Raw genomic sequence first — 17,834 nt, 5'->3', positions numbered from 1 at the left:
CAAGGTTCCGGATGGATGGGACTGCTCAGTCGGCGAGGTAGCGCTGCAGGGTCGGCGCGAGCAACGCCACCAGGTCGTCCTCGGTCGCGGACGCCAGCGGCTCGATCTCCAGGACGTACTTCAGCATCACGATGCCGACCATCTGGGCCGCGGCGGCGGTGATGTTCAGCCTGGGCGTCTCCAGGGCATCGGCGACCCGGACCAAGAGCGTGCCGGTGACGAACTCCCGCAGCAGCGCGGCCCCCTGCTCGTTGGTGGCCGCCGACCGCAGGATCCCGATGAACTGCGGCCTGAGCCCCGGATCCGACCAGAGCCCCAGGAACGTCCGGGCCAGCCGCTCACCGAGCTCGGAACGCGGGCCCGCCAGCACGTGTCCGAGGAACATGCCCGGCTCGACCGGGAACCGCATCGCGGCCGCGAAGAGCTGCTCCTTGGCGCCGAAGAAGTGGTGGACCAGCGCCGGATCCACGCCGGCCTCGCGGGCGATCGCCCGGATGGAGGCCTTGTCGTAGCCGCGCTCACCGAACAGCACCCGCGCGGCCGCCAGGATGTCCTCACGCGACGAGGTGGGACCCGGCCGGCGCCCCGGGCGACGCGTCGGCGCCGTCATCCGCGGGGCCCGGACGGGGTCATGACGGGGAGACCTCGCCCTCGGAGTTCACCTGCCAGGAGCCGACGTGGGCGGCCGCGGCCAGGTGGAGACGGGCGAACGCCAGTGACTCGGCGAGGTCGTCGGCGCGCTGGTCGCGGTCGACGGCGCGGCGTGTGTTGATCTCGACGACGACCTGGCCGGCGTAGCGCTGGGCGGCCAGGCGCTCCAGCATCTCGGCGCACGGCTGGTTGCCCCGGCCGGGGACCAGGTGCTCGTCGCGGTTGACGATGCCGATGCCGTCCGCGAGGTGGATGTGCGCGAGCCGGTCGCCGAGGGCGTCCGCCATCTCGATGGGGTCCGAGCCGGACACGGCGGCGTGTGAGAGGTCGACCGTGACATTGGGATACGGCAGGTCGACGGGGTTCCAGTGCGGGGAGTACATCCCGACCTCGGCCGTCCGCGCGCGTACGGGGAACATGTTCTCCACCGCGAAGACGACGTCCGTCTCCTCCTGCATGCGAGCGAGCCCCTCTTCGAACTCGCGGGCGTACTCCCGCTGCCAGCGGAACGGGGGATGGACCACGACGACCTTGGCGCCGAGCTTCTCGGCGGCGTCCTTGGAGCGCACCAGCTTGCCCCAGGGCTCACGGCCCCAGACGCGCTGGGTCAGCAGAAGGCAGGGGGCGTGGATCGACGTGATGGGGATCTGGTGATAGTCGGAGAGTCTGCGCAGCACGTCGATGTCCTGGCTCGCCGGATCGGCGGTGACCATGATTTCGATGCCGTCGTACCCGAGGCGCGCGGCGAGGTCGAACGCGGCCGGCGTCTTCTCCGGGTAGACCGACGCCGAGGACAGCACAATGGGCGCGTCGGGGACCTGGAGGACTTCTTCCACAATCGGCAAGCCTATGCGTTCCATCGCCTGGTCCGGCCCGCCGTCCCGGCGTCTACCGTGGAGGCGTGATCGCCGCCGGAGCCATAGCGAGCCCCAACATCTGGAACAGTCCGCAGGTCTACGAACTCGAGAACCGCGCGGCCGACCCGGACGCCCGGATCGAGCGGGCCATGCGGGAGATCCGGCCCTGGGACGGCGCGGTCGTGCTCGACGTGGGCTGCGGCACCGGCTTCCATCTGCCCGCGTTCGCGCGGACCGCCGCCAAGGTCGTGGGCGTCGAACCGCATGCGGGCCTGGCCGGTGTGGCCCGCCGCCGGGTGGCCGAGGTCGCCAACGTCGCCGTGCGCGTCGGCGCGGCCCAGGCGCTGCCCGTTCCCGACAAGTCGGTGGACGTGGTCCACGCCCGCTGGGCGTACTTCTTCGGGCCGGGCTGCGAACCGGGACTGGCGGAGCTCGGCCGGGTCGTCCGGCGCGGCGGCGCGGCGTTCATCATCGACAACGACGCCACGCGGTCGACCTTCGGGACGTGGTTCCGGCGCTGGCTGCCGTCCTACGACCCGGACACGGTCGAGCGGTTCTGGTCTCGGCATGGGTTCTCCCGTACGCCGCTGGACATTCGCTGGCGCTTCGACGACCGCGCGGACCTCGAGGCCGTACTCAAGATCGAGTTTCCGGCCGAGCTCGCCGAGGAGTTCCTCGGCGAGGTCGAGGGCAGTGAGGTCGACTATGCCGTCAACCTGTGGTGGCGGCACTTCTGACAACTACCCGCTCAGTCGGCGGCTACGCGGGACGCGCCCAGCACGGCGATGACCCGGTCGGCGACGGCCTGCATGCCCTTGGCGTTCGGGTGGACGGGAGCGGCCGGGTTGGTGACGAAGACGCCCTCGACCCACCGGTCGGCGGCGCACATGTCGTGCCGCCGGTCGCTGGTGTAGGCGTCGACGAAGCCCGCGCCGCCGAGCCGGGCCTGCTCGGCGAGCATGGTGTTGAGGTGCCGCTCGAACGCGTCGAGGAACGGGACGTCGCCGTCGGCCGTGGGCACGTTCGGCCAGCAGCCCTTACGGGCGGGCAGCATGCGGGGATAGCCGACGAGCAGGACGCGGGCGCGTGGCGCGCGGGCGTGCACGGCCTGCAGGAGCGCCGCGATCTTCGGCGCGGTGGCGGCGATCCGCTCGTCGAGGGTGGCGCCGTAGTACCGCGTGCAGGGCATGCCGTGGGGCGCGGTGAGGCTGAGCGTCGCGCAGGCGAGGACGATGCGGCTGTAGCCGATGTCGTTGCCGCCGATGCCGATCGTCACCAGCGTGGTGTCCCGGGTCACCGCGTCGAGCTGGGGGATGTTGTGCCCGAACAGGACGGGCTGGGGCCGGGTCATGTCCTCGGTCGTGGCGGCGCTGCAGCTCACGTCGGTGAACGCGACCGGCTCGAGCAGCCGCGCCACCAGGGACGGGTAGTTGTGGTCGGAGCGCAGGCAGGCGATCGGCGTGCCGTGCCGGTGCGGGATGAGGGGCCCCGCGGTGAAGGAGTCGCCGAGCGCGACATAACGGCCGGTGGCCGCCCGCGCCGGGCCGCCCATGACGAGCGCCGGAACCATCGCCACGAGCGCCATCCACCTGCGCATCGCACCCTCCCCTGCCCTCTGGCCGCCAGTAAGGCCCGATGGACAGGATCCGTCAACCTCCCTGTCCGGAGTCGGCCGGTGATTACTATGTCACCCTCGGTCATCAAGGTCACTCTCATTTGTCGTCGGCGGGCCGTACAGTCGCGGCATGGCGAAGAGCGTGAAGCAGGCGTACCGCTGCGCCGAGTGCGGCTGGCAGACGTCCAAGTGGGTCGGGCGCTGCGGGGAGTGCCAGGCGTGGGGCACGGTCGACGTGGCGGGCGCGGCCAAGCCCGCACGGGTCGTGACGCCCGGTCCGGTGACCGCGCCGGCCCGGCCGATCGGCGAGGTCGACGTGCAGGCCGCGCAGACCGCCGCCACCGGGCTGGACGAGCTGGACCGCGTGCTCGGCGGCGGCCTGGTTCCGGGCGCGGTGCTGCTGCTGGCCGGCGAGCCCGGCATCGGCAAGTCCACCCTGCTGCTGGAGGTCGCGGCCCTGCACGCCGGCCGCGGCACCGCGCTGTACGTCACGGGCGAGGAGTCGGCCGAGCAGGTCCGGCTGCGGGCCGACCGGATCGGTTCGATCGCCGACCGCCTCTACCTCGCCGCCGAGACCGACCTAGCCGCCGTCCTCGGGCAGATCGACTCGGTGCAGCCCGAGCTGGTGGTCGTGGACTCGATCCAGACGATCGGCTCGGCGGAGGTCGACGGCGCCGCCGGCGGCGTCAGCCAGGTCCGTGAGGTGGCCGCCAACCTGATCCGGGTCTCCAAGGAGCGCGGCATCACCACGGTCCTCGTGGGCCACGTGACCAAGGACGGCTCGATCGCCGGCCCCCGCGTCCTGGAGCACCTCGTCGACGTCGTGCTCTACTTCGAAGGCGACCGGCACAGCCGGCTGCGCATGATCCGCGCGGTGAAGAACCGCTACGGACCGACCGACGAGCTGGGCTGCTTCGACCTGTCGGAGATGGGGATCATCGGGCTCGCCGACCCCAGCGGCCTGTTCCTGACCCGCCAGGAGAAGCCCGCCCCGGGCACCTGCGTGACCGTCACGCTGGAGGGCCGGCGGCCGCTGGTGGCGGAGGTGCAGTCGCTGGTCGCCCCGTCGCCGCTCGCCAACCCCCGGCGCATGACCTCCGGGCTCGACTCCGCCCGGGTCGCGATGATGCTCGCCGTGCTGCAGCGCCGGTGCCGCGTCAAGCTGCACGATCGCGACGTGTACGCCGCGACGGTGGGCGGTGTGCGGCTCAGCGAGCCGTCCGTCGACCTGGCCGTGGCGCTCGCCGTCACCGGGGCGGCCAACGACGCGACGCTCCCCTCCGACCTGGTCGCCTTCGGCGAGGTCGGGCTGGCCGGCGAGGTCCGCGGCGTACAGGCGGCCAAGCGGCGGCTGTCCGAGGCGGCCCGGCTCGGCTACCGGCGCGCCATCGTCCCGGGCGGGTCGCTCGATCCCACGAAGGGCCGCACCAGTGGCACGATCGTGACGGATGAGGGTATGCAAGTGGCAGAAGTGGATGACGTGTGGACGGCGCTCGGCATCGCGTTCGCCGTCGCGAACGCGGACGCCTGAGGCCGGGCGCGCCACGATCGAGCGAGGGGAGCGGGGTCGGCCTTCCGCGTTCACCGATAAACTGACCGCCGTCCAGCGACCTCCGGGGGTCACGTGCCAGCACAAGACAAGGGCAAAGACGAGCGACGCCGCGCAACCCTTGCCGGCATCGCTCCTGGGACGCAGCTCCGTGACGGGCTGGAACGCATTCTTCGCGGCCACACCGGCGCGCTCATCGTGATGGGGTACGACCGCGTCGTCGCCGGGCTGTGCACGGGCGGGTTCGAGCTCGACGTGGAGTTCTCCTCCACCCGGCTGCGCGAGCTCGCCAAGATGGACGGCGCCATCGTCATCGACGCCAACTGCACCCGCATCGTGCGCGCCGGCGTGCACCTCATGCCGGATCCGACGATCCCGACCGAGGAGTCCGGCACCCGGCACCGCACCGCCGAGCGGGTCGCCCGCCAGACGGGTTACGCGGTGCTGTCGGTCAGCCAGTCGATGCGGATCATCGCGCTCTACCTCGACGGCCAGCGTTACGTCCTGGAGGACTCCGCCGCGATCCTGTCCCGCGCCAACCAGGCCCTCGCCACGCTGGAGCGCTACAAGCTCCGGCTCGACGAGGTGTCGGGCACGCTGTCGGCGCTCGAGATCGAGGACCTCGTCACCGCCCGCGACGTCAGCGCGGTCGTGCAGCGCCTGGAGATGGTCCGCCGCATCGCCGACGAGATCAACGGCTACGTCGTCGAGCTCGGCACCGACGGGCGGCTGCTGTCCCTCCAGCTCGACGAGCTGGTCTCCGGCGTCGACGTCGACCGGGAGCTGATCGTCCGCGACTATCAGCCGGAGGACCACGCCCGTTCGGTCGCGGAGGTCCTCGACGCGCTCAACCAGCTCTCGGCCAACGAGCTCCTCGACCTGGCCACCGTGGCCGAGGTCCTCGACTTCGGCGGCAACGACCCGCTCGACACGCCGGTCAGCCCCAAGGGCTACCGCCTGCTCGCCAAGGTCCCCCGCCTGCCGAGCCTGCTGGTCGAGCGCCTCGTCGAGCACTTCGGCGGCCTGCAGAAGCTCCTCGCCGCCAGCATCGACGACCTGCAGTCGGTCGGCGGCGTCGGCGAGTCCCGGGCCCGCAGCGTCCGCGAGGGCCTGTCCCGCCTGGCCGAGTCCTCGATCCTCGAGCGCTACGTCTGAGCCTGCGCCTTTTCTCCCGAAGGGGACGCGTCAGGGGATGCCGGCCTTGATCTGGGTCAGCTGGGTGGCGAGGATCTCTTCGAACGCGACGCGGCGGTCCGCCCCGAGAGGGCGGACCTCGCGGGCGAAGTGGGCCAGGGCGGGGAAGCGTTCGGGGTCGGCGCCCAGTACGGCGACGCGGAACAGCTCCATGCCCTGTTCGTACTCTTCGGGGGTGAGGGTGCTGACCCCGGCCTCGGAGGCGATCAACGCGGCGATGAGGATCACGAGCCGGTGGTAGCGCGCCGGGATCTCCTCGTCGGGCAGGCCCGACGCTCGCAGGGCCTGCAGCACCTCCTCCATGACCAGCCGGGAACCCGTGCCGCTTGACGCGTAGCGTCCCCAGATCGCGGCGAGCTGGGGTTGCCGGCCGAAGGCCTCCCTCACGCGCAGGGCCACGGCGGTGATGCGGTGTTTCCAGTCGCCTTCGGGGCGGTAACCGTCCATGGCGGCCATGAGGATCCGGTCGGCGACCGCGCGCAGGAGCTCGGTCTTGTTGCGGAAGTGCCGGTAGAGGCTGGAGGAATCGGTCCCGAGCACTGCGGCGAGCTTGCGCACGCTGAACGACTCGGCGTCGCTCGTGCGCAGCAGCTCCTCCGCCGTGTCCAGGATCTCCTCGGTCGACCAACGCCTTCGACCTGCCATCTCGCTCCTCTCGTCCGGACTCAGCCTAGCCAATGCACTTGCCGTTGCACGCGGTGCGTGCATACTAGGGACATGTCGCAGAACCCACTGGATCCCGCAGAGCTGAACGCCGCCATCGAGAATGTCCACCGTGCCGGGATGCCGGGCCTGTTCGCCGAGGTGCGCGACGGCGACCAGGTCTGGCGCGGCGCCGCCGGGGTCGCCGATGTCGCCACCGGGCGTCCCGTCACCGCCGACATGCGGCACCGCGTCGGCAGCATCACCAAGACCTTCACCGCCGCCGCGGTGCTGCAGCAGGTCGACGGCGGCCAGATCGGTCTCGACACGCCGATCGGCCGCTACCTGCCGAAGCTGGTTCCCGGAGAGCGCGGAGACGCGATCACGGTCCGAATGCTGATCAACCACACCAGCGGACTCGCCGAGTACCTGCCGTACGCCTACCCCTCGCTCAAGGCGTTCCCCGTCGTCGCGGACACCAGGCCCCAGAGCCTGGACGACAACCGGCTCACGCAGTTCCACCCCACCGAACTGATCGAGATGGGGGTCGCCGCACCCGCCGTCGGCACCCCGGGCGGCACTCCGGGGGTGTACTCCAACACCAACTACCTGCTCCTCGGCGAACTCCTGGAACAGGTGACCGGCACCACGGCCGACAAGTGCATCACCCAGAACGTCATCGAGCTTGCCGGGCTCCGGGACACCGAACTCCCCGCCGAACCGTACGTCAACGGGCCGCACTCGCGGATGTACGAGGCGTGGCTCGGCATGATCGACCCGCCGCGCGACTACAGCGTCTACGACATGTCATTCGTGGGGCCGGCGGCCTCGCTCATCTCGACCGTCGCGGACCTCAACCGCTTCTTCGGCATGCTGCTCGCCGGGCAGATCGTCAGCCGATCGTCGCTGGCGCAGATGCAACGCACCGTCCCGGTCATCTCCCAAGAGGGCAAGACGATCGACTACGGCCTCGGCCTGTACCCGATGGCGGCTCCCGGTCAGGGCACCTTCTGGGGCCATGGCGGCACGGTCTGGGGTGCCGGAGCGCTGACCATGACCCGCGCCGACGGCAGGCGGCAGATGTCCATCGCGGTGAACCTGCAGAGGTGGAACAGGCTCGACACCTCGGGCAGGCCGCAGCCTCATCCCATCGACGACGCGCTCGCGGCCCTCTACCGGGCGGCGATGTACGGCGACACCCCGCCGGAAACCCGATGACCGTCACCCGCGGGGTGCGGCCACCCGGGCCAGCAGGTCCGTCGTCACCTGGTGGAGCCGGTCGGCGGCGGCAGGGTCGAAGTCCGTCCCGGTGAGCGGGAGCGGCCGGCCGCGCTTGAACGCCGTGACGGCGTCCGCGGGCGGATCGTCGAGCAGTCCGGCGATCGGCACGATCGCCTTGGCGACCGGCGTCGCGAAGAACCGGGCGAGCGTCTTGGTGACGGCCCGCTGGGGCTGCGGCAGCGGGTCGGCCATGGCGGTGGCCACGAAGCCGGGGTTGTAGAGGACATAGCGGGTCCGGGCGTCCGGATACCGGGCGGCGAAGCCGGCTCCGAGCAGATCGTTGCAGCGGGAGGCCTGCATCGCCGCCCGCATCCCCTTGTACCCTTCGCGAAACTGAAGGTCGTCCCAGTTGATCTTGCCTGGTATTCCGCCGGGCCCGGCGATGTTCATGATGACGCCCGCCTCGGCGCGTTCGAGGTGCCCCAGCAGGCCGTGGCCGATCGCGAAGCGGCTCAGGTAGGCGAGCGCGAAGGTGAACTCGAGCCCGTCCTCGGTCTCCTCGCGTTCGGGGCGGAACCGCTGCGCCCCGAAGACCAGCCCGTCCACCGCGTCGGCGACTCCCGCCACCTCGTCAACGACCTTGCGCATGCCCGCCACGGTGCTGAGGTCCGCCCGTACGTAGACGGCCCGGTCCGCGGCGCCGAGCCGGTCCGCCTCGGCGAGGAAGGCCCGGCCCTTGGTCTCCCCGCTCGCCACCGCGATCACCCGGTCTCCGCGCCGGAGGAAGTGCAGCCCCAGCCCCCGGCCCATCCCGTCCGTACCGCCGGTGATCACGTATGTGCGCATGCCTCGCCCTTCCGCCATAAGTCATCGATTGATGACAACGGATGCTAGGCGAGGCTCGACATCAAGTCAACGACTGATGACTTATGCTGACTTCATGACCCAGCCCAAGCGCCGCGACAAGGCGGCCACCCGCGCGGCGCTGCTCGAAGCCGCCCGCCTGCGCTTCGCCCAGCACGGCTACGACGGCACGGGCGTACGCGACATCGCGAGTGACGTCGGCGTGGACCCGGCGCTGGTCTTCCGCTACTTCGGTTCCAAGGACCGGCTCTACGGCGAGGCGGTGAACGTCGAGGTCCCGGCCGGCCTTGGCGACGGCGACCGTCCGCTCGCGCAGATCACCGATGCCCTGCTCCACGACGTCGTCTTCGCCGACTGGGAGCAGTTCGACGGTGAGCACCCGCTGCTGGTGATGCTGCGCTCCTCCGGCCGCACGGCCATCCGCGACCAGCTGCGCGAGCGGATCTGCGCGGACTATCTCCAGGACTTCGCGGAACGGATGGGCGGCCTGGACGCCGGCCTGCGCGCCGAACTCGTGGGCGCGCTGCTGCTCGGTCTCGGCGTGATGCGCTCGCTCATCGGCTCCCCGGCCCTGAGCGAGGCGACCTTCGAGGAGACGCGCGCGCTCGTCGCCCGCATGGTCACCGCCCTCGCACCCTGAGCTCTCAGCGGAGGCGGAAGACCTGGCCGTCCGTGCGGATCCCCCGGCCCTTGGCCGTGACGACGTACGTCCCCGGCAGCGCGCGGGAGTCGCCGCCGCAGCGCGTACGGTTCCAGTCGACGTCCGTGATGTACGGGACGCCGCGCCGGAGGAGCCGGATGTCGGACGCCGGGCCCTCCGCGCACCGGTCGGACGACCAGACCGGGTCCGCGCCCGAGGTGATCCGGAGCCGGAGTGCCTTCGGTCCGACGTCGAACGTGCAGGCCCGGCGCCCGGTGTTCACCACGCTGAGCCGGAAGTGCGGGTGCTCTCCGCTCTTGTAGACGTCCTTGGTCGGCGTGAGCGCGACGACCACGTCCGCGTCGGCACAGCGATCCCCGCTGCGCGGTTTCCCTGCGATCGCGGCCGTGGGCGTGACCGTGACCGTGACGGTCGCCGCCGGAGACGCCGAGGTCGTCGAGGTCGTCGCCGGAGTCACGGCGGCCGGCAGCGGGCTCATCGTGGCCGCGGCGTTGCGCGCCTGCGACGTCGGCTTCTTGGGGTCGGGACCCGAGCAGGCCCACGCCATCAGACCGATGGCGGTGATCCCCCCGGCCAGAACGTAGACCCGGCGGCGCCAGTAGGCGTCCGCCTCCCCCTGGTCCCGTTGCGTGTCGGAGTCCATACGCTCAGTATCCTTTTTCGATCAATGCACGGTACCGCGACCCGCCGTGTCAGGATCGAATCACCATGCACCGACCTACCTACGCCGAACCCATTCTCAGCTGGTATGCCGAGCACGCCCGGGACCTGCCCTGGCGTCGCCCGGACGCCTCCCCGTGGGCGGTCCTGGTCAGCGAGATCATGCTGCAGCAGACCCCGGTGTCACGGGTGCTGCCCGCGTACGAGGCGTGGCTGACCCGGTGGCCGACGCCCGCCGCGCTGGCCGCCGAGCCGCCCGGCGAGGCCGTGCGCGCCTGGGGACGGCTCGGCTACCCCCGGCGCGCGCTGAACCTCCACGCGAGCGCCCGCGCGATCGTCGAACGCCACGACGGGCAGGTGCCGTCAGCGCATGACGACCTGCGCGCGCTGCCCGGCGTCGGCGCGTACACCGCCGCGGCGGTGGCGAGCTTCGCGTACCGGCAGCGGCACGCCGTCCTGGACACCAACGTGCGCCGGGTGCTGGCCCGGGTGATCACCGGCGTGGAGTACCCGCCGAAGACACAGACCGCCGCCGAGGTGAGCCTCGCCGAGTCGCTGCTGCCCGAGGATGCCGAGACGGCCGCGACCTGGGGCGTGGCCGTGATGGAGCTGGGGGCGCTCGTGTGCACCGCCCGGACTCCGCGCTGCGCCGACTGCCCGGTCATCGCCTCCTGCGCCTGGCGGCTGGCCGGCAAGCCCGCGTACGACGGCCCGGCGCGCAAGGGCCAGACGTACGCCGGGACGGACCGTCAGTGCCGAGGCCGTCTCCTCGCCGTTCTCCGGCACGCCAGCGGCCCGGTGGAGCGTGCCGCGCTCGACGACGCCTGGGACGACGTACGGCAGCGTGAGCGCGCCCTCTCGTCGCTCATCGAGGACGGCCTGATCGACCCCCTCGACGACGGCCGCTTCGCCCTTCCCCGCTGACCCGTGGAGCTGGTGAGACATGACCTGGACCGCACCGGAGATCGACCGCGATCCCGTTCCCTACGAGGCGTTGACCGGCGATGAGCGCACGAGCGCCGAGGCCTGGCTCGACCACCACCGGCGGACGCTGCTGGGGAAGTGCGCCGGGCTGACCGCCGAGCAGCTCAGGCGGCGCTGCGTCGAGCCGTCGAACCTGTCGCTGCTCGGCCTCGTCCGCCACATGGCCGAGGTGGAGCGCGACTGGTTCCGGTACCGGTTCGCCGGGGAGCGGCCCGGCTTCCTGTACGTCACCGACGACGACCTGAACGCGGAGTTCGACGTCGAGACCGCCGACGCGGAGGCGGACTTCGCCACGTACCTGTGCGAGATCGAGCTCGTCCGCCGGGTCATGTCGGGGCACTCCCTCGACGAGAGGTTCCTCGATCCGCGCCGCGAGGTTGAGATGAGCCTCCGGTGGGTCTACTCGGTCATGATCCAGGAGTACGCCCGCCACAACGGCCACGCCGACCTGCTCCGCGAGCGCATCGACGGCGCCACCGGCCACTGATCGGACGGTGTCCTCGTCCGGGCCTCCCGGCGCCGAGGCGGTCGCCCTGGGCGCGGCTACCCGGCGGCGGCCCGGCCGTCGTCCGCCAGGAAGGGCGCCAGCAGCTCGGCGGTGACCGTACGCAACCGGGAGCGGACCGCCGGGTCGTACGTCCCCTCGTGCGCCCTGGCCTCGCCGGTGCCGTCGAAGTAGCGGCCCGTGACCCCGCCGGCCGAGCCGACCGCCAGGTTCATCACGGCCTTCACGCCCGTGCCGACGGTCGACATGGGCGGGACCATCGCCTCCCGGACCATGTGGGTATTCATGAACGACGCCGGATGCAGGCAGTTGACGGTGACGCCGTCGTCGGCCAGTTCGTCCGCGAGGTCGAAGCTGAAGGCGGCGAGCGCGAACTTGCTGCGGAAGTACGCCTGGGTGCCGCTGTAGTGGGCGTCCATCCGGAGGTCGGCGAAGTCGATCGGGGCCTGCCCGACGGAACCGACGTTGACGATCCGGGTGGGCGCCCCCGCGCGGAGGGCCGGTGCGAGCCGCCGGGCGAGCAGCACCGGGGCCAGGTAGTTCACGGCGAAGCGCAGCTCGTGGCCGTCCGCGCTCAGCCGCCGCCTGCGATAGGGCGGGCGCCCGGCTCCGACACCGGCGTTGTTGACCAGCAGCCGCAGCGCGCCGTGGTCGGCGCTCACCCGGTCGGCCAGGTCGCGGGCCTGGGCGAGTGAGGAGAGATCGGCGAGGTAGGCCTGCGCGGTCCCGCCGGCCTTCTCGATCCGGTCCACGACGGCGGCGGCGCGCTCGGCGTCCCTGCCGTGCACGAGGACGTGCGTCCCGCGCTCGGCGAGAGCCGTGGCGACCGCCCGGCCGAGGCCGGCGGTGGCGCCCGTGACGAGGGCGATGTCCGTCATCTCTTCTTCCTCTCAGAGTTCCTGGCCGGTCAGGATCCGAGCGCGGGGCCGGCCGCCTCGGCCTTGCGCAGGCCGAGGATGCCGACGACCGCCCGGTCGCGGAGCCGCACCGGCAGCCGGGACACGAGCAGGGCCGGGCGGACATCGGAGTTCGCCAGGTACCGTGCCTTCGGCCGGGCCGCCTCGACGGCCTTGACGATGGTGCCCGCGACCGTCTCCGGCTTGGACGGCCGCATCTTCGCCATGGCGGCGCCCATGGCCTCGATCCGTGACCGGTAGAGCGCCAGGCGCGCCGGATCGGCGTCCGCGAGGGCCGACGCGGCCGCCGCCTCCGCCTTCGCGAAGATCGGCGTCTCCACCGCTCCGGGGACGACCGTGACGACCGCGACGCCCTGCGCCCCGAGTTCGATCCGTACGGCGTCGGACAGCGCGTCGAGCGCCGCCTTGCTCGCCGAGATCGGGGCGGCGAACGGCAGCGCGAGCCGCGACGTCGGGGCACTGATGTTGATCAGGCGGCCGCGGCCTTCGCGGAGCAGTGGCGCGAACGCCCGGATGACCTCGGCGGGCCCGAAGACGTTGATCTCGAACTGGCGGCGCAGGTCCTCGGCCGGCACCAGCTCCAGCGGGCCCTGGATGATGATCCCTGCGTTGTTCACGACGGCATGGAGTCCCTGCCCACCCTGGAGCCGGGCGACCTCCGCGGCGGCCCCAGCGACGCTCTTCGGGTCGGTGACGTCGACGTGGATCCGTTCGACGCCGCGGATCTCGGCGAGGTGGGGTGCGTCGCCGCGCACGCCGGCGTAGACGCGATATCCGCGCTCGGCGAGGGCGCGCGTCGTCGCGGTGCCGATGCCGCCGGCGGCTCCGGTGATGAAGACCGCACGCCCGTTCCCGATGGCCTGACTCATGATCGACCTCACATGTACTTTGGGACATGTACCTTGGGACACGACGATCATCAGGCGTACCGGAGGACATGTCAAGATGGACGGACGGATCTCGAGGGAGGACGGTGACGGAGTGTCGCTGCGGCATGGGCTGCTCGGACTGCTCGCCGAAGGGCCCGCCAGCGGCTATGACCTGGCCCGGCGCTTCGAGGAGCACCTGGGCCCGGTATGGCCGGCCCAGCACCCGAAGATCTACTCCGAGCTGTCCCGGCTCGCCGACGCCGGGATGATCGAGGTCGACAGCCACGGCCCGCGCGGCCGGAAGGCCTACCGGATCACCGATGCCGGGCGAGCCGAGATTCGCCGCTGGCTGACCGAGGAGGAGGTCGACCACACCCTCCGCACCGAGTCGGTGCTCCGGTCGTTCTTCTTCTGGCTCATGGAGACCGACGACCTCCAGGCGCACCTACGCCGCGAACAGGAGTTCTTCTCCCAGGTCGCCGACATGGCGCGCGGGTACGCGGCGGCCAAGGACCGCGGCGACTTCGGGACGGCCCCCCAGACCCGCTCCATGCGGGTGGCCGTCGAGGCGGCCGTCCGGATCTACCAGGCGCTGGCCGACTGGGCAGAGTGGGCGCAGACCGTCCCTCCGGCCGTACCGGCCGCCGAAGACGACGCCCACCCTCCGGCCGCACCCGCCGCAGAGGTGTTCGAGCGAGCGAGGCAGCGCTCGGGCGGCGCACGCGGAGAGGACATCGTGGCCGTGGTCCGCGAGGAGCGGGGCGAGGGGCCTACGCGGTAACTTCACTGCGTACGACGCATGCTATGTCGCGCTCGCCGAGGCGCTCGACTGCCCACTGGTGACGAGCGATATCAAGCTGAAGAAGGCATCAGGCCACTATGCGGAGGTCGAGGTTTATCCGCCTGCCGAGCCCACCGCGACCCGAGAGCCTCTGGCAGGCCGAGACCCCGCCCGACCGGTCAGCGCTTGATCGCAATGCCGCCGTACATGTGCGGGGCGGGATCGTCCGGATCGGCCGGCCCGTCGGGACGCCACTCGGTGACCTTGGTGACGCCCGGCTCGACGAGGTCCAGGCCGTCGAAGAAGCGCTCCGTCTCGGCCTTGGTGCGCATCTTCATCGGAATCCCCTGGGAACGGTACGCGGCCACCCCGTCGGCCAGCGGGCTCTCTCGCTCGGCGTCGGGCACCACCGAGATCGCCAGCACGCTGCCCGGCGCGAGCGGCTCCACCAGGGCCCGCACGGCTTCTTGGGCCTCGTCCTCGTCGATGAAGAACTGCAGGAGCGCGATGAGTGTGAGGGCGACGGGCCGGTTCAGGTCCAGGGTCTCGTGGAGCTGGGCCGACTCGAAGATCGTCTTGCTGTCGCGCAGGTCGGCGTCGATGTAGGCGGTCCTGCCCTCCGGCGAACTGGTGAGCAGCGCCCGGGCGTGCGCGAGCACGATCGGGTCGTTGTCGACGTAGACCACCCGCGTCTCCGGCGCGATCTCCTGGGCTGCCTCGTGCAGGTTCGGCGAGGTCGGCAGGCCGGTGCCGACGTCGAGGAACTGCCGGATGCCCATCTCGCGCACCAGGTAACGGGTCATGCGGAGCATGAAGTCGCGGTTGGCCCGCATGGAGACCTGCAGCGTGGGCAGGTGCTTCACGATCTCGGCCGCCGCCGCGCGGTCCGCCGCGAAATTGTCCTTGCCGCCCAGCATGTAGTCGTAGATTCGCGCCGAATGCGCGATATCGGTACGCAGATCCGTCACTTGGACCGCTCCGTCGAGCCGTTGCCCGCGCTCATCCCGCTCGCCGCCTCGCCCACGTACGACCTTCCCGTACGGCATCCAGGAGTAAATGATCTTACTCGATGCCCGTCGAAGAAGACGCGATCAGTCAAAAGCAAAAAGCATAGAAACCAGACATAACGGGATACGCAAAGGCCCCGCACTCCGAACGGAGCGCGGGGCCTCTGACGTCGTACCGGTTACGGGTGGTTGATCGACTCGGCCGCGGGGGGCGGGGAGTCGGGGACGGAGCCGGGCTTGGGTTCGCCGGTGAAGGTGAACTTCGCCGTCTCGCCACTGCCCTCGACCCCGACGATGACGATCTCACCGGCGCGCAGCTCGTTGTAGAGGATCTTCTCCGACAGAGCGTCCTCGATCTCCCGCTGGATCGTGCGGCGCAGCGGACGCGCGCCCAGCACCGGGTCATACCCGCGCTCGGCCAGCAGGTCCTTGGCCTCCTGGCGAAGCTCGATACCCATGTCGCGGTCCTTCAGCCGCTCGTCCACCTTGGCGATCATCAGATCGACGATCTGGATGATCTCCTTCGGCGTGAGCTGGTGGAAGACCACGGTGTCATCGACACGGTTGAGGAACTCCGGCCGGAAGTGCTGCTTGAGCTCTTCGTTGACCTTCGACTTCATCCGGTCATACGAGCCCTGCTCGTCGTTCTCCCGGGCGAAACCGACGGACAGGCCCTTGGAGATGTCGCGGGTGCCGAGGTTCGTCGTCATGATCACGACGGTGTTCTTGAAGTCCACGACCCGGCCCTGAGCGTCGGTCAGGCGACCGTCCTCCAGGATCTGCAACAGCGAGTTGAAGATGTCCGGGTGGGCCTTCTCGATCTCGTCGAACAACACGACGGAGAACGGCTTACGGCGGACCTTCTCGGTCAGCTGGCCGCCCTCCTCATACCCGACATATCCAGGCGGGGACCCGAACAGCCGCGAGACCGTGTGCTTCTCCATGAACTCGGACATGTCGAGCTGGATCAGCGCGTCCTCATCACCGAACAAGAACTCCGCCAGCGTCTTGGACAGCTCCGTCTTACCCACACCCGACGGGCCGGCGAAGATGAACGAACCGCCCGGGCGCTTGGGGTCCTTCAGACCCGCGCGAGTACGCCGGATCGACTGCGACAGCGCCTTGATCGCGTCGTTCTGGCCGATGACCCGCTTGTGCAGCTCATCCTCCATCCGCAGCAGCCGCGCGGACTCCTCCTCGGTGAGCTTGAACACCGGGATGCCGGTCGCCGTCGCCAGAACCTCGGCGATGAGCTCCTCGGTGACCTCGGCCACGACGTCCATGTCACCGGCCTTCCACTCCTTCTCCCGCTGCGCCTTGGCCTGGAGAAGCTGCTTCTCCTTATCCCGCAGCGCGGCGGCCTTCTCGAAGTCCTGCGCGTCGATCGCGGACTCCTTCTCCCGCCGCACATCAGCGATCTTCTCGTCGTACTCACGCAGATCCGGCGGCGCGGTCATCCGGCGGATCCGCATCCGCGAACCGGCCTCGTCGATCAGGTCGATCGCCTTGTCGGGCAGGAACCGGTCGCTGATGTAGCGGTCGGCGAGCTGCGCGGCGGCCACGAGCGCGCTGTCGGTGATCGACACGCGGTGGTGCGCCTCGTAACGGTCCCGCAGGCCCTTGAGGATCTCGATCGTGTGGCTCAGCGACGGCTCGGCCACCTGGATCGGCTGGAACCGCCGCTCCAGCGCGGCGTCCTTCTCCAGGTACTTGCGGTACTCATCCAGCGTCGTCGCGCCGATCGTCTGCAACTCACCCCGGGCCAGCATCGGCTTCAGGATGCTCGCGGCATCGATCGCGCCCTCCGCGGCGCCCGCGCCGACGAGCGTGTGCAGCTCATCGATGAACAGAATGATGTCACCGCGCGTGCGGATCTCCTTGAGCACCTTCTTCAAGCGCTCCTCGAAATCACCGCGGTAACGCGAACCGGCGACCAGCGCCCCCAGATCCAGCGTGTAAAGCTGCTTGTCCTTCAGCGTCTCAGGGACCTCACCCTTGACGATCTTCTGGGACAGGCCCTCCACGACCGCGGTCTTACCCACGCCCGGCTCACCGATCAGCACCGGGTTGTTCTTGGTACGGCGGGACAGCACCTGCATGACCCGCTCGATCTCCTTCTCCCGCCCGATCACCGGATCGAGCTTGCCCTCACGCGCGGCCTGGGTCAGGTTCCGGCCGAACTGATCCAGCACCAGCGAAGTCGACGGCGCGGCCTCCGACGGCCCACCCGACGACGCCGGCTCCTTGCCCTGATACCCGTGCAGCAGCTGGATCACCTGCTGGCGGACGCGGTTCAGGTCGGCCCCGAGCTTCACCAGGACCTGGGCCGCCACACCCTCACCCTCGCGGATCAGGCCCAGCAGGATGTGCTCGGTCCCGATGTAGTTGTGGCCGAGCTGCAGCGCCTCCCGCAACGACAGCTCAAGGACCTTCTTCGCCCGCGGAGTGAACGGGATGTGCCCCGAAGGAGCCTGCTGCCCCTGGCCGATAATCTCCTCGACCTGCTGGCGGACGGCCTCAAGGCTGATACCCAGACTCTCCAGAGCCTTCGCGGCAACACCCTCCCCCTCGTGGATGAGGCCCAAGAGGATGTGCTCGGTGCCGATGTAGTTGTGATTGAGCATCCTGGCCTCTTCCTGAGCCAGGACGACAACCCGCCGCGCGCGGTCCGTAAACCTCTCGAACATCTCGTCGCTCCTCACAGAGCGGTTGGGCAGTAGCCGGGATGTCCGACCCTGTCCTTCCGCATGCTAGCCCCGCCCCGCGGTCACTGCCTCGGCGCCGTACCAGAAGAGATTCCCCGGGCTAGGGCTGTTCATCCTCATCCAACTACCGCGCGGGCCCTGGATGTTCCCCG

At 70.5% G+C, this 17,834-nt stretch carries 18 protein-coding genes; 8 read left to right on the top strand and 10 right to left on the bottom strand.

The features are described from left to right. Positions 1–25: 25 nt before the first annotated feature. Together ACYVF7_RS05270 and ACYVF7_RS05265 are read right to left on the bottom strand one after the other, a co-directional pair. Entirely contained in the window at positions 26–610 is a 585-nt protein-coding gene (locus ACYVF7_RS05270) for a TetR/AcrR family transcriptional regulator (RefSeq protein WP_460335689.1), read from the bottom strand. 19 nt (positions 611–629) lie between these two features. Further along, positions 630–1,487 (bottom strand): sugar phosphate isomerase/epimerase family protein, encoded by an 858-nt coding sequence (locus tag ACYVF7_RS05265; protein ID WP_460335686.1) that lies wholly within the window; start codon positions 1,485–1,487, stop codon positions 630–632. Positions 1,488–1,657: 170 nt separating this feature from the next. Between ACYVF7_RS05265 and ACYVF7_RS05260 the strand changes: the two genes are divergently transcribed. Beyond that, the gene (locus tag ACYVF7_RS05260; RefSeq protein WP_460357796.1) at positions 1,658–2,245 is read left to right on the top strand and encodes a class I SAM-dependent methyltransferase; all 588 of its coding nucleotides are present in this window, start codon (positions 1,658–1,660) and stop codon (positions 2,243–2,245) included. A gap of 11 nt (positions 2,246–2,256) precedes the next feature. Here ACYVF7_RS05260 and ACYVF7_RS05255 read toward each other — a convergent pair whose 3' ends face one another. Beyond that, positions 2,257–3,105: an SGNH/GDSL hydrolase family protein gene (locus tag ACYVF7_RS05255; protein WP_460335683.1), complete on the bottom strand. Its 849-nt coding sequence runs from the start codon at positions 3,103–3,105 to the stop codon at positions 2,257–2,259. A gap of 148 nt (positions 3,106–3,253) precedes the next feature. Here ACYVF7_RS05255 and radA point away from each other — a divergent pair, with 148 nt between their 5' ends. Both radA and disA read left to right on the top strand, forming a co-directional pair. After that, positions 3,254–4,654 carry a DNA repair protein RadA gene (radA, locus tag ACYVF7_RS05250; protein WP_460335680.1) on the top strand — a complete coding sequence of 467 codons (1,401 nt, stop codon included), beginning with the start codon at positions 3,254–3,256 and terminating at the stop codon, positions 4,652–4,654. A 93-nt stretch (positions 4,655–4,747) separates the two neighbouring features. Beyond that, on the top strand, positions 4,748–5,827 hold the full coding sequence (gene disA / locus ACYVF7_RS05245) for a DNA integrity scanning diadenylate cyclase DisA (protein ID WP_460335677.1): 1,080 nt from the start codon (positions 4,748–4,750) through the stop codon (positions 5,825–5,827). Between the two features lie 30 nt (positions 5,828–5,857). Here the strand turns inward: disA and ACYVF7_RS05240 are convergent, their stop codons facing one another. After that, a complete protein-coding gene (locus ACYVF7_RS05240; protein ID WP_460335674.1) occupies positions 5,858–6,511 on the bottom strand; it encodes a TetR/AcrR family transcriptional regulator in 654 nt (217 codons plus the stop codon). Between the two features lie 72 nt (positions 6,512–6,583). Between ACYVF7_RS05240 and ACYVF7_RS05235 the strand changes: the two genes are divergently transcribed. Next, positions 6,584–7,726, top strand: a complete 1,143-nt coding sequence (locus ACYVF7_RS05235) for a serine hydrolase domain-containing protein (protein WP_460335671.1) — start codon at positions 6,584–6,586, stop codon at positions 7,724–7,726. 3 nt (positions 7,727–7,729) lie between these two features. On the opposite strand, the gene ACYVF7_RS05230 is transcribed toward ACYVF7_RS05235, so the two are convergent. Continuing rightward, on the bottom strand, positions 7,730–8,575 hold the full coding sequence (locus ACYVF7_RS05230) for an SDR family NAD(P)-dependent oxidoreductase (RefSeq protein ID WP_460335668.1): 846 nt from the start codon (positions 8,573–8,575) through the stop codon (positions 7,730–7,732). 94 nt (positions 8,576–8,669) lie between these two features. Here ACYVF7_RS05230 and ACYVF7_RS05225 point away from each other — a divergent pair, with 94 nt between their 5' ends. Beyond that, positions 8,670–9,233, top strand: a complete 564-nt coding sequence (locus ACYVF7_RS05225) for a TetR/AcrR family transcriptional regulator (protein ID WP_460335665.1) — start codon at positions 8,670–8,672, stop codon at positions 9,231–9,233. A 4-nt stretch (positions 9,234–9,237) separates the two neighbouring features. Here ACYVF7_RS05225 and ACYVF7_RS05220 read toward each other — a convergent pair whose 3' ends face one another. Beyond that, complete coding sequence (locus ACYVF7_RS05220) at positions 9,238–9,897, bottom strand: hypothetical protein (protein ID WP_460335662.1); 660 nt, start codon at positions 9,895–9,897, stop codon at positions 9,238–9,240. A gap of 65 nt (positions 9,898–9,962) precedes the next feature. On the opposite strand from ACYVF7_RS05220, the gene ACYVF7_RS05215 reads away from it, so the two are divergent. Beyond that, a complete protein-coding gene (locus ACYVF7_RS05215) occupies positions 9,963–10,838 on the top strand; it encodes an HhH-GPD family protein (protein WP_460335660.1) in 876 nt (291 codons plus the stop codon). 19 nt (positions 10,839–10,857) lie between these two features. Beyond that, positions 10,858–11,385 carry a DinB family protein gene (locus tag ACYVF7_RS05210; protein ID WP_460335657.1) on the top strand — a complete coding sequence of 176 codons (528 nt, stop codon included), beginning with the start codon at positions 10,858–10,860 and terminating at the stop codon, positions 11,383–11,385. 56 nt (positions 11,386–11,441) lie between these two features. On the opposite strand, the gene ACYVF7_RS05205 is transcribed toward ACYVF7_RS05210, so the two are convergent. Together ACYVF7_RS05205 and ACYVF7_RS05200 are read right to left on the bottom strand one after the other, a co-directional pair. After that, entirely contained in the window at positions 11,442–12,281 is an 840-nt protein-coding gene (locus tag ACYVF7_RS05205; protein WP_460335654.1) for an SDR family NAD(P)-dependent oxidoreductase, read from the bottom strand. Positions 12,282–12,310: 29 nt separating this feature from the next. Further along, a complete protein-coding gene (locus ACYVF7_RS05200) occupies positions 12,311–13,189 on the bottom strand; it encodes an SDR family NAD(P)-dependent oxidoreductase (RefSeq protein WP_460335651.1) in 879 nt (292 codons plus the stop codon). Between the two features lie 76 nt (positions 13,190–13,265). On the opposite strand from ACYVF7_RS05200, the gene ACYVF7_RS05195 reads away from it, so the two are divergent. After that, positions 13,266–13,970 carry a PadR family transcriptional regulator gene (locus ACYVF7_RS05195; RefSeq protein ID WP_460335648.1) on the top strand — a complete coding sequence of 235 codons (705 nt, stop codon included), beginning with the start codon at positions 13,266–13,268 and terminating at the stop codon, positions 13,968–13,970. 179 nt (positions 13,971–14,149) lie between these two features. On the opposite strand, the gene ACYVF7_RS05190 is transcribed toward ACYVF7_RS05195, so the two are convergent. Both ACYVF7_RS05190 and ACYVF7_RS05185 read right to left on the bottom strand, forming a co-directional pair. Beyond that, positions 14,150–14,938 carry an SAM-dependent methyltransferase gene (locus tag ACYVF7_RS05190; RefSeq protein ID WP_460335645.1) on the bottom strand — a complete coding sequence of 263 codons (789 nt, stop codon included), beginning with the start codon at positions 14,936–14,938 and terminating at the stop codon, positions 14,150–14,152. A gap of 218 nt (positions 14,939–15,156) precedes the next feature. Further along, positions 15,157–17,664 carry an ATP-dependent Clp protease ATP-binding subunit gene (locus ACYVF7_RS05185; protein ID WP_460335642.1) on the bottom strand — a complete coding sequence of 836 codons (2,508 nt, stop codon included), beginning with the start codon at positions 17,662–17,664 and terminating at the stop codon, positions 15,157–15,159. Positions 17,665–17,834: the final 170 nt, after the last annotated feature.

The organism is Actinoallomurus acanthiterrae (genome assembly GCF_054775715.1).
The sequence above is the reverse complement of the archived record's forward strand: the minus strand, read 5'-3'. Positions and strand labels throughout refer to the sequence as shown.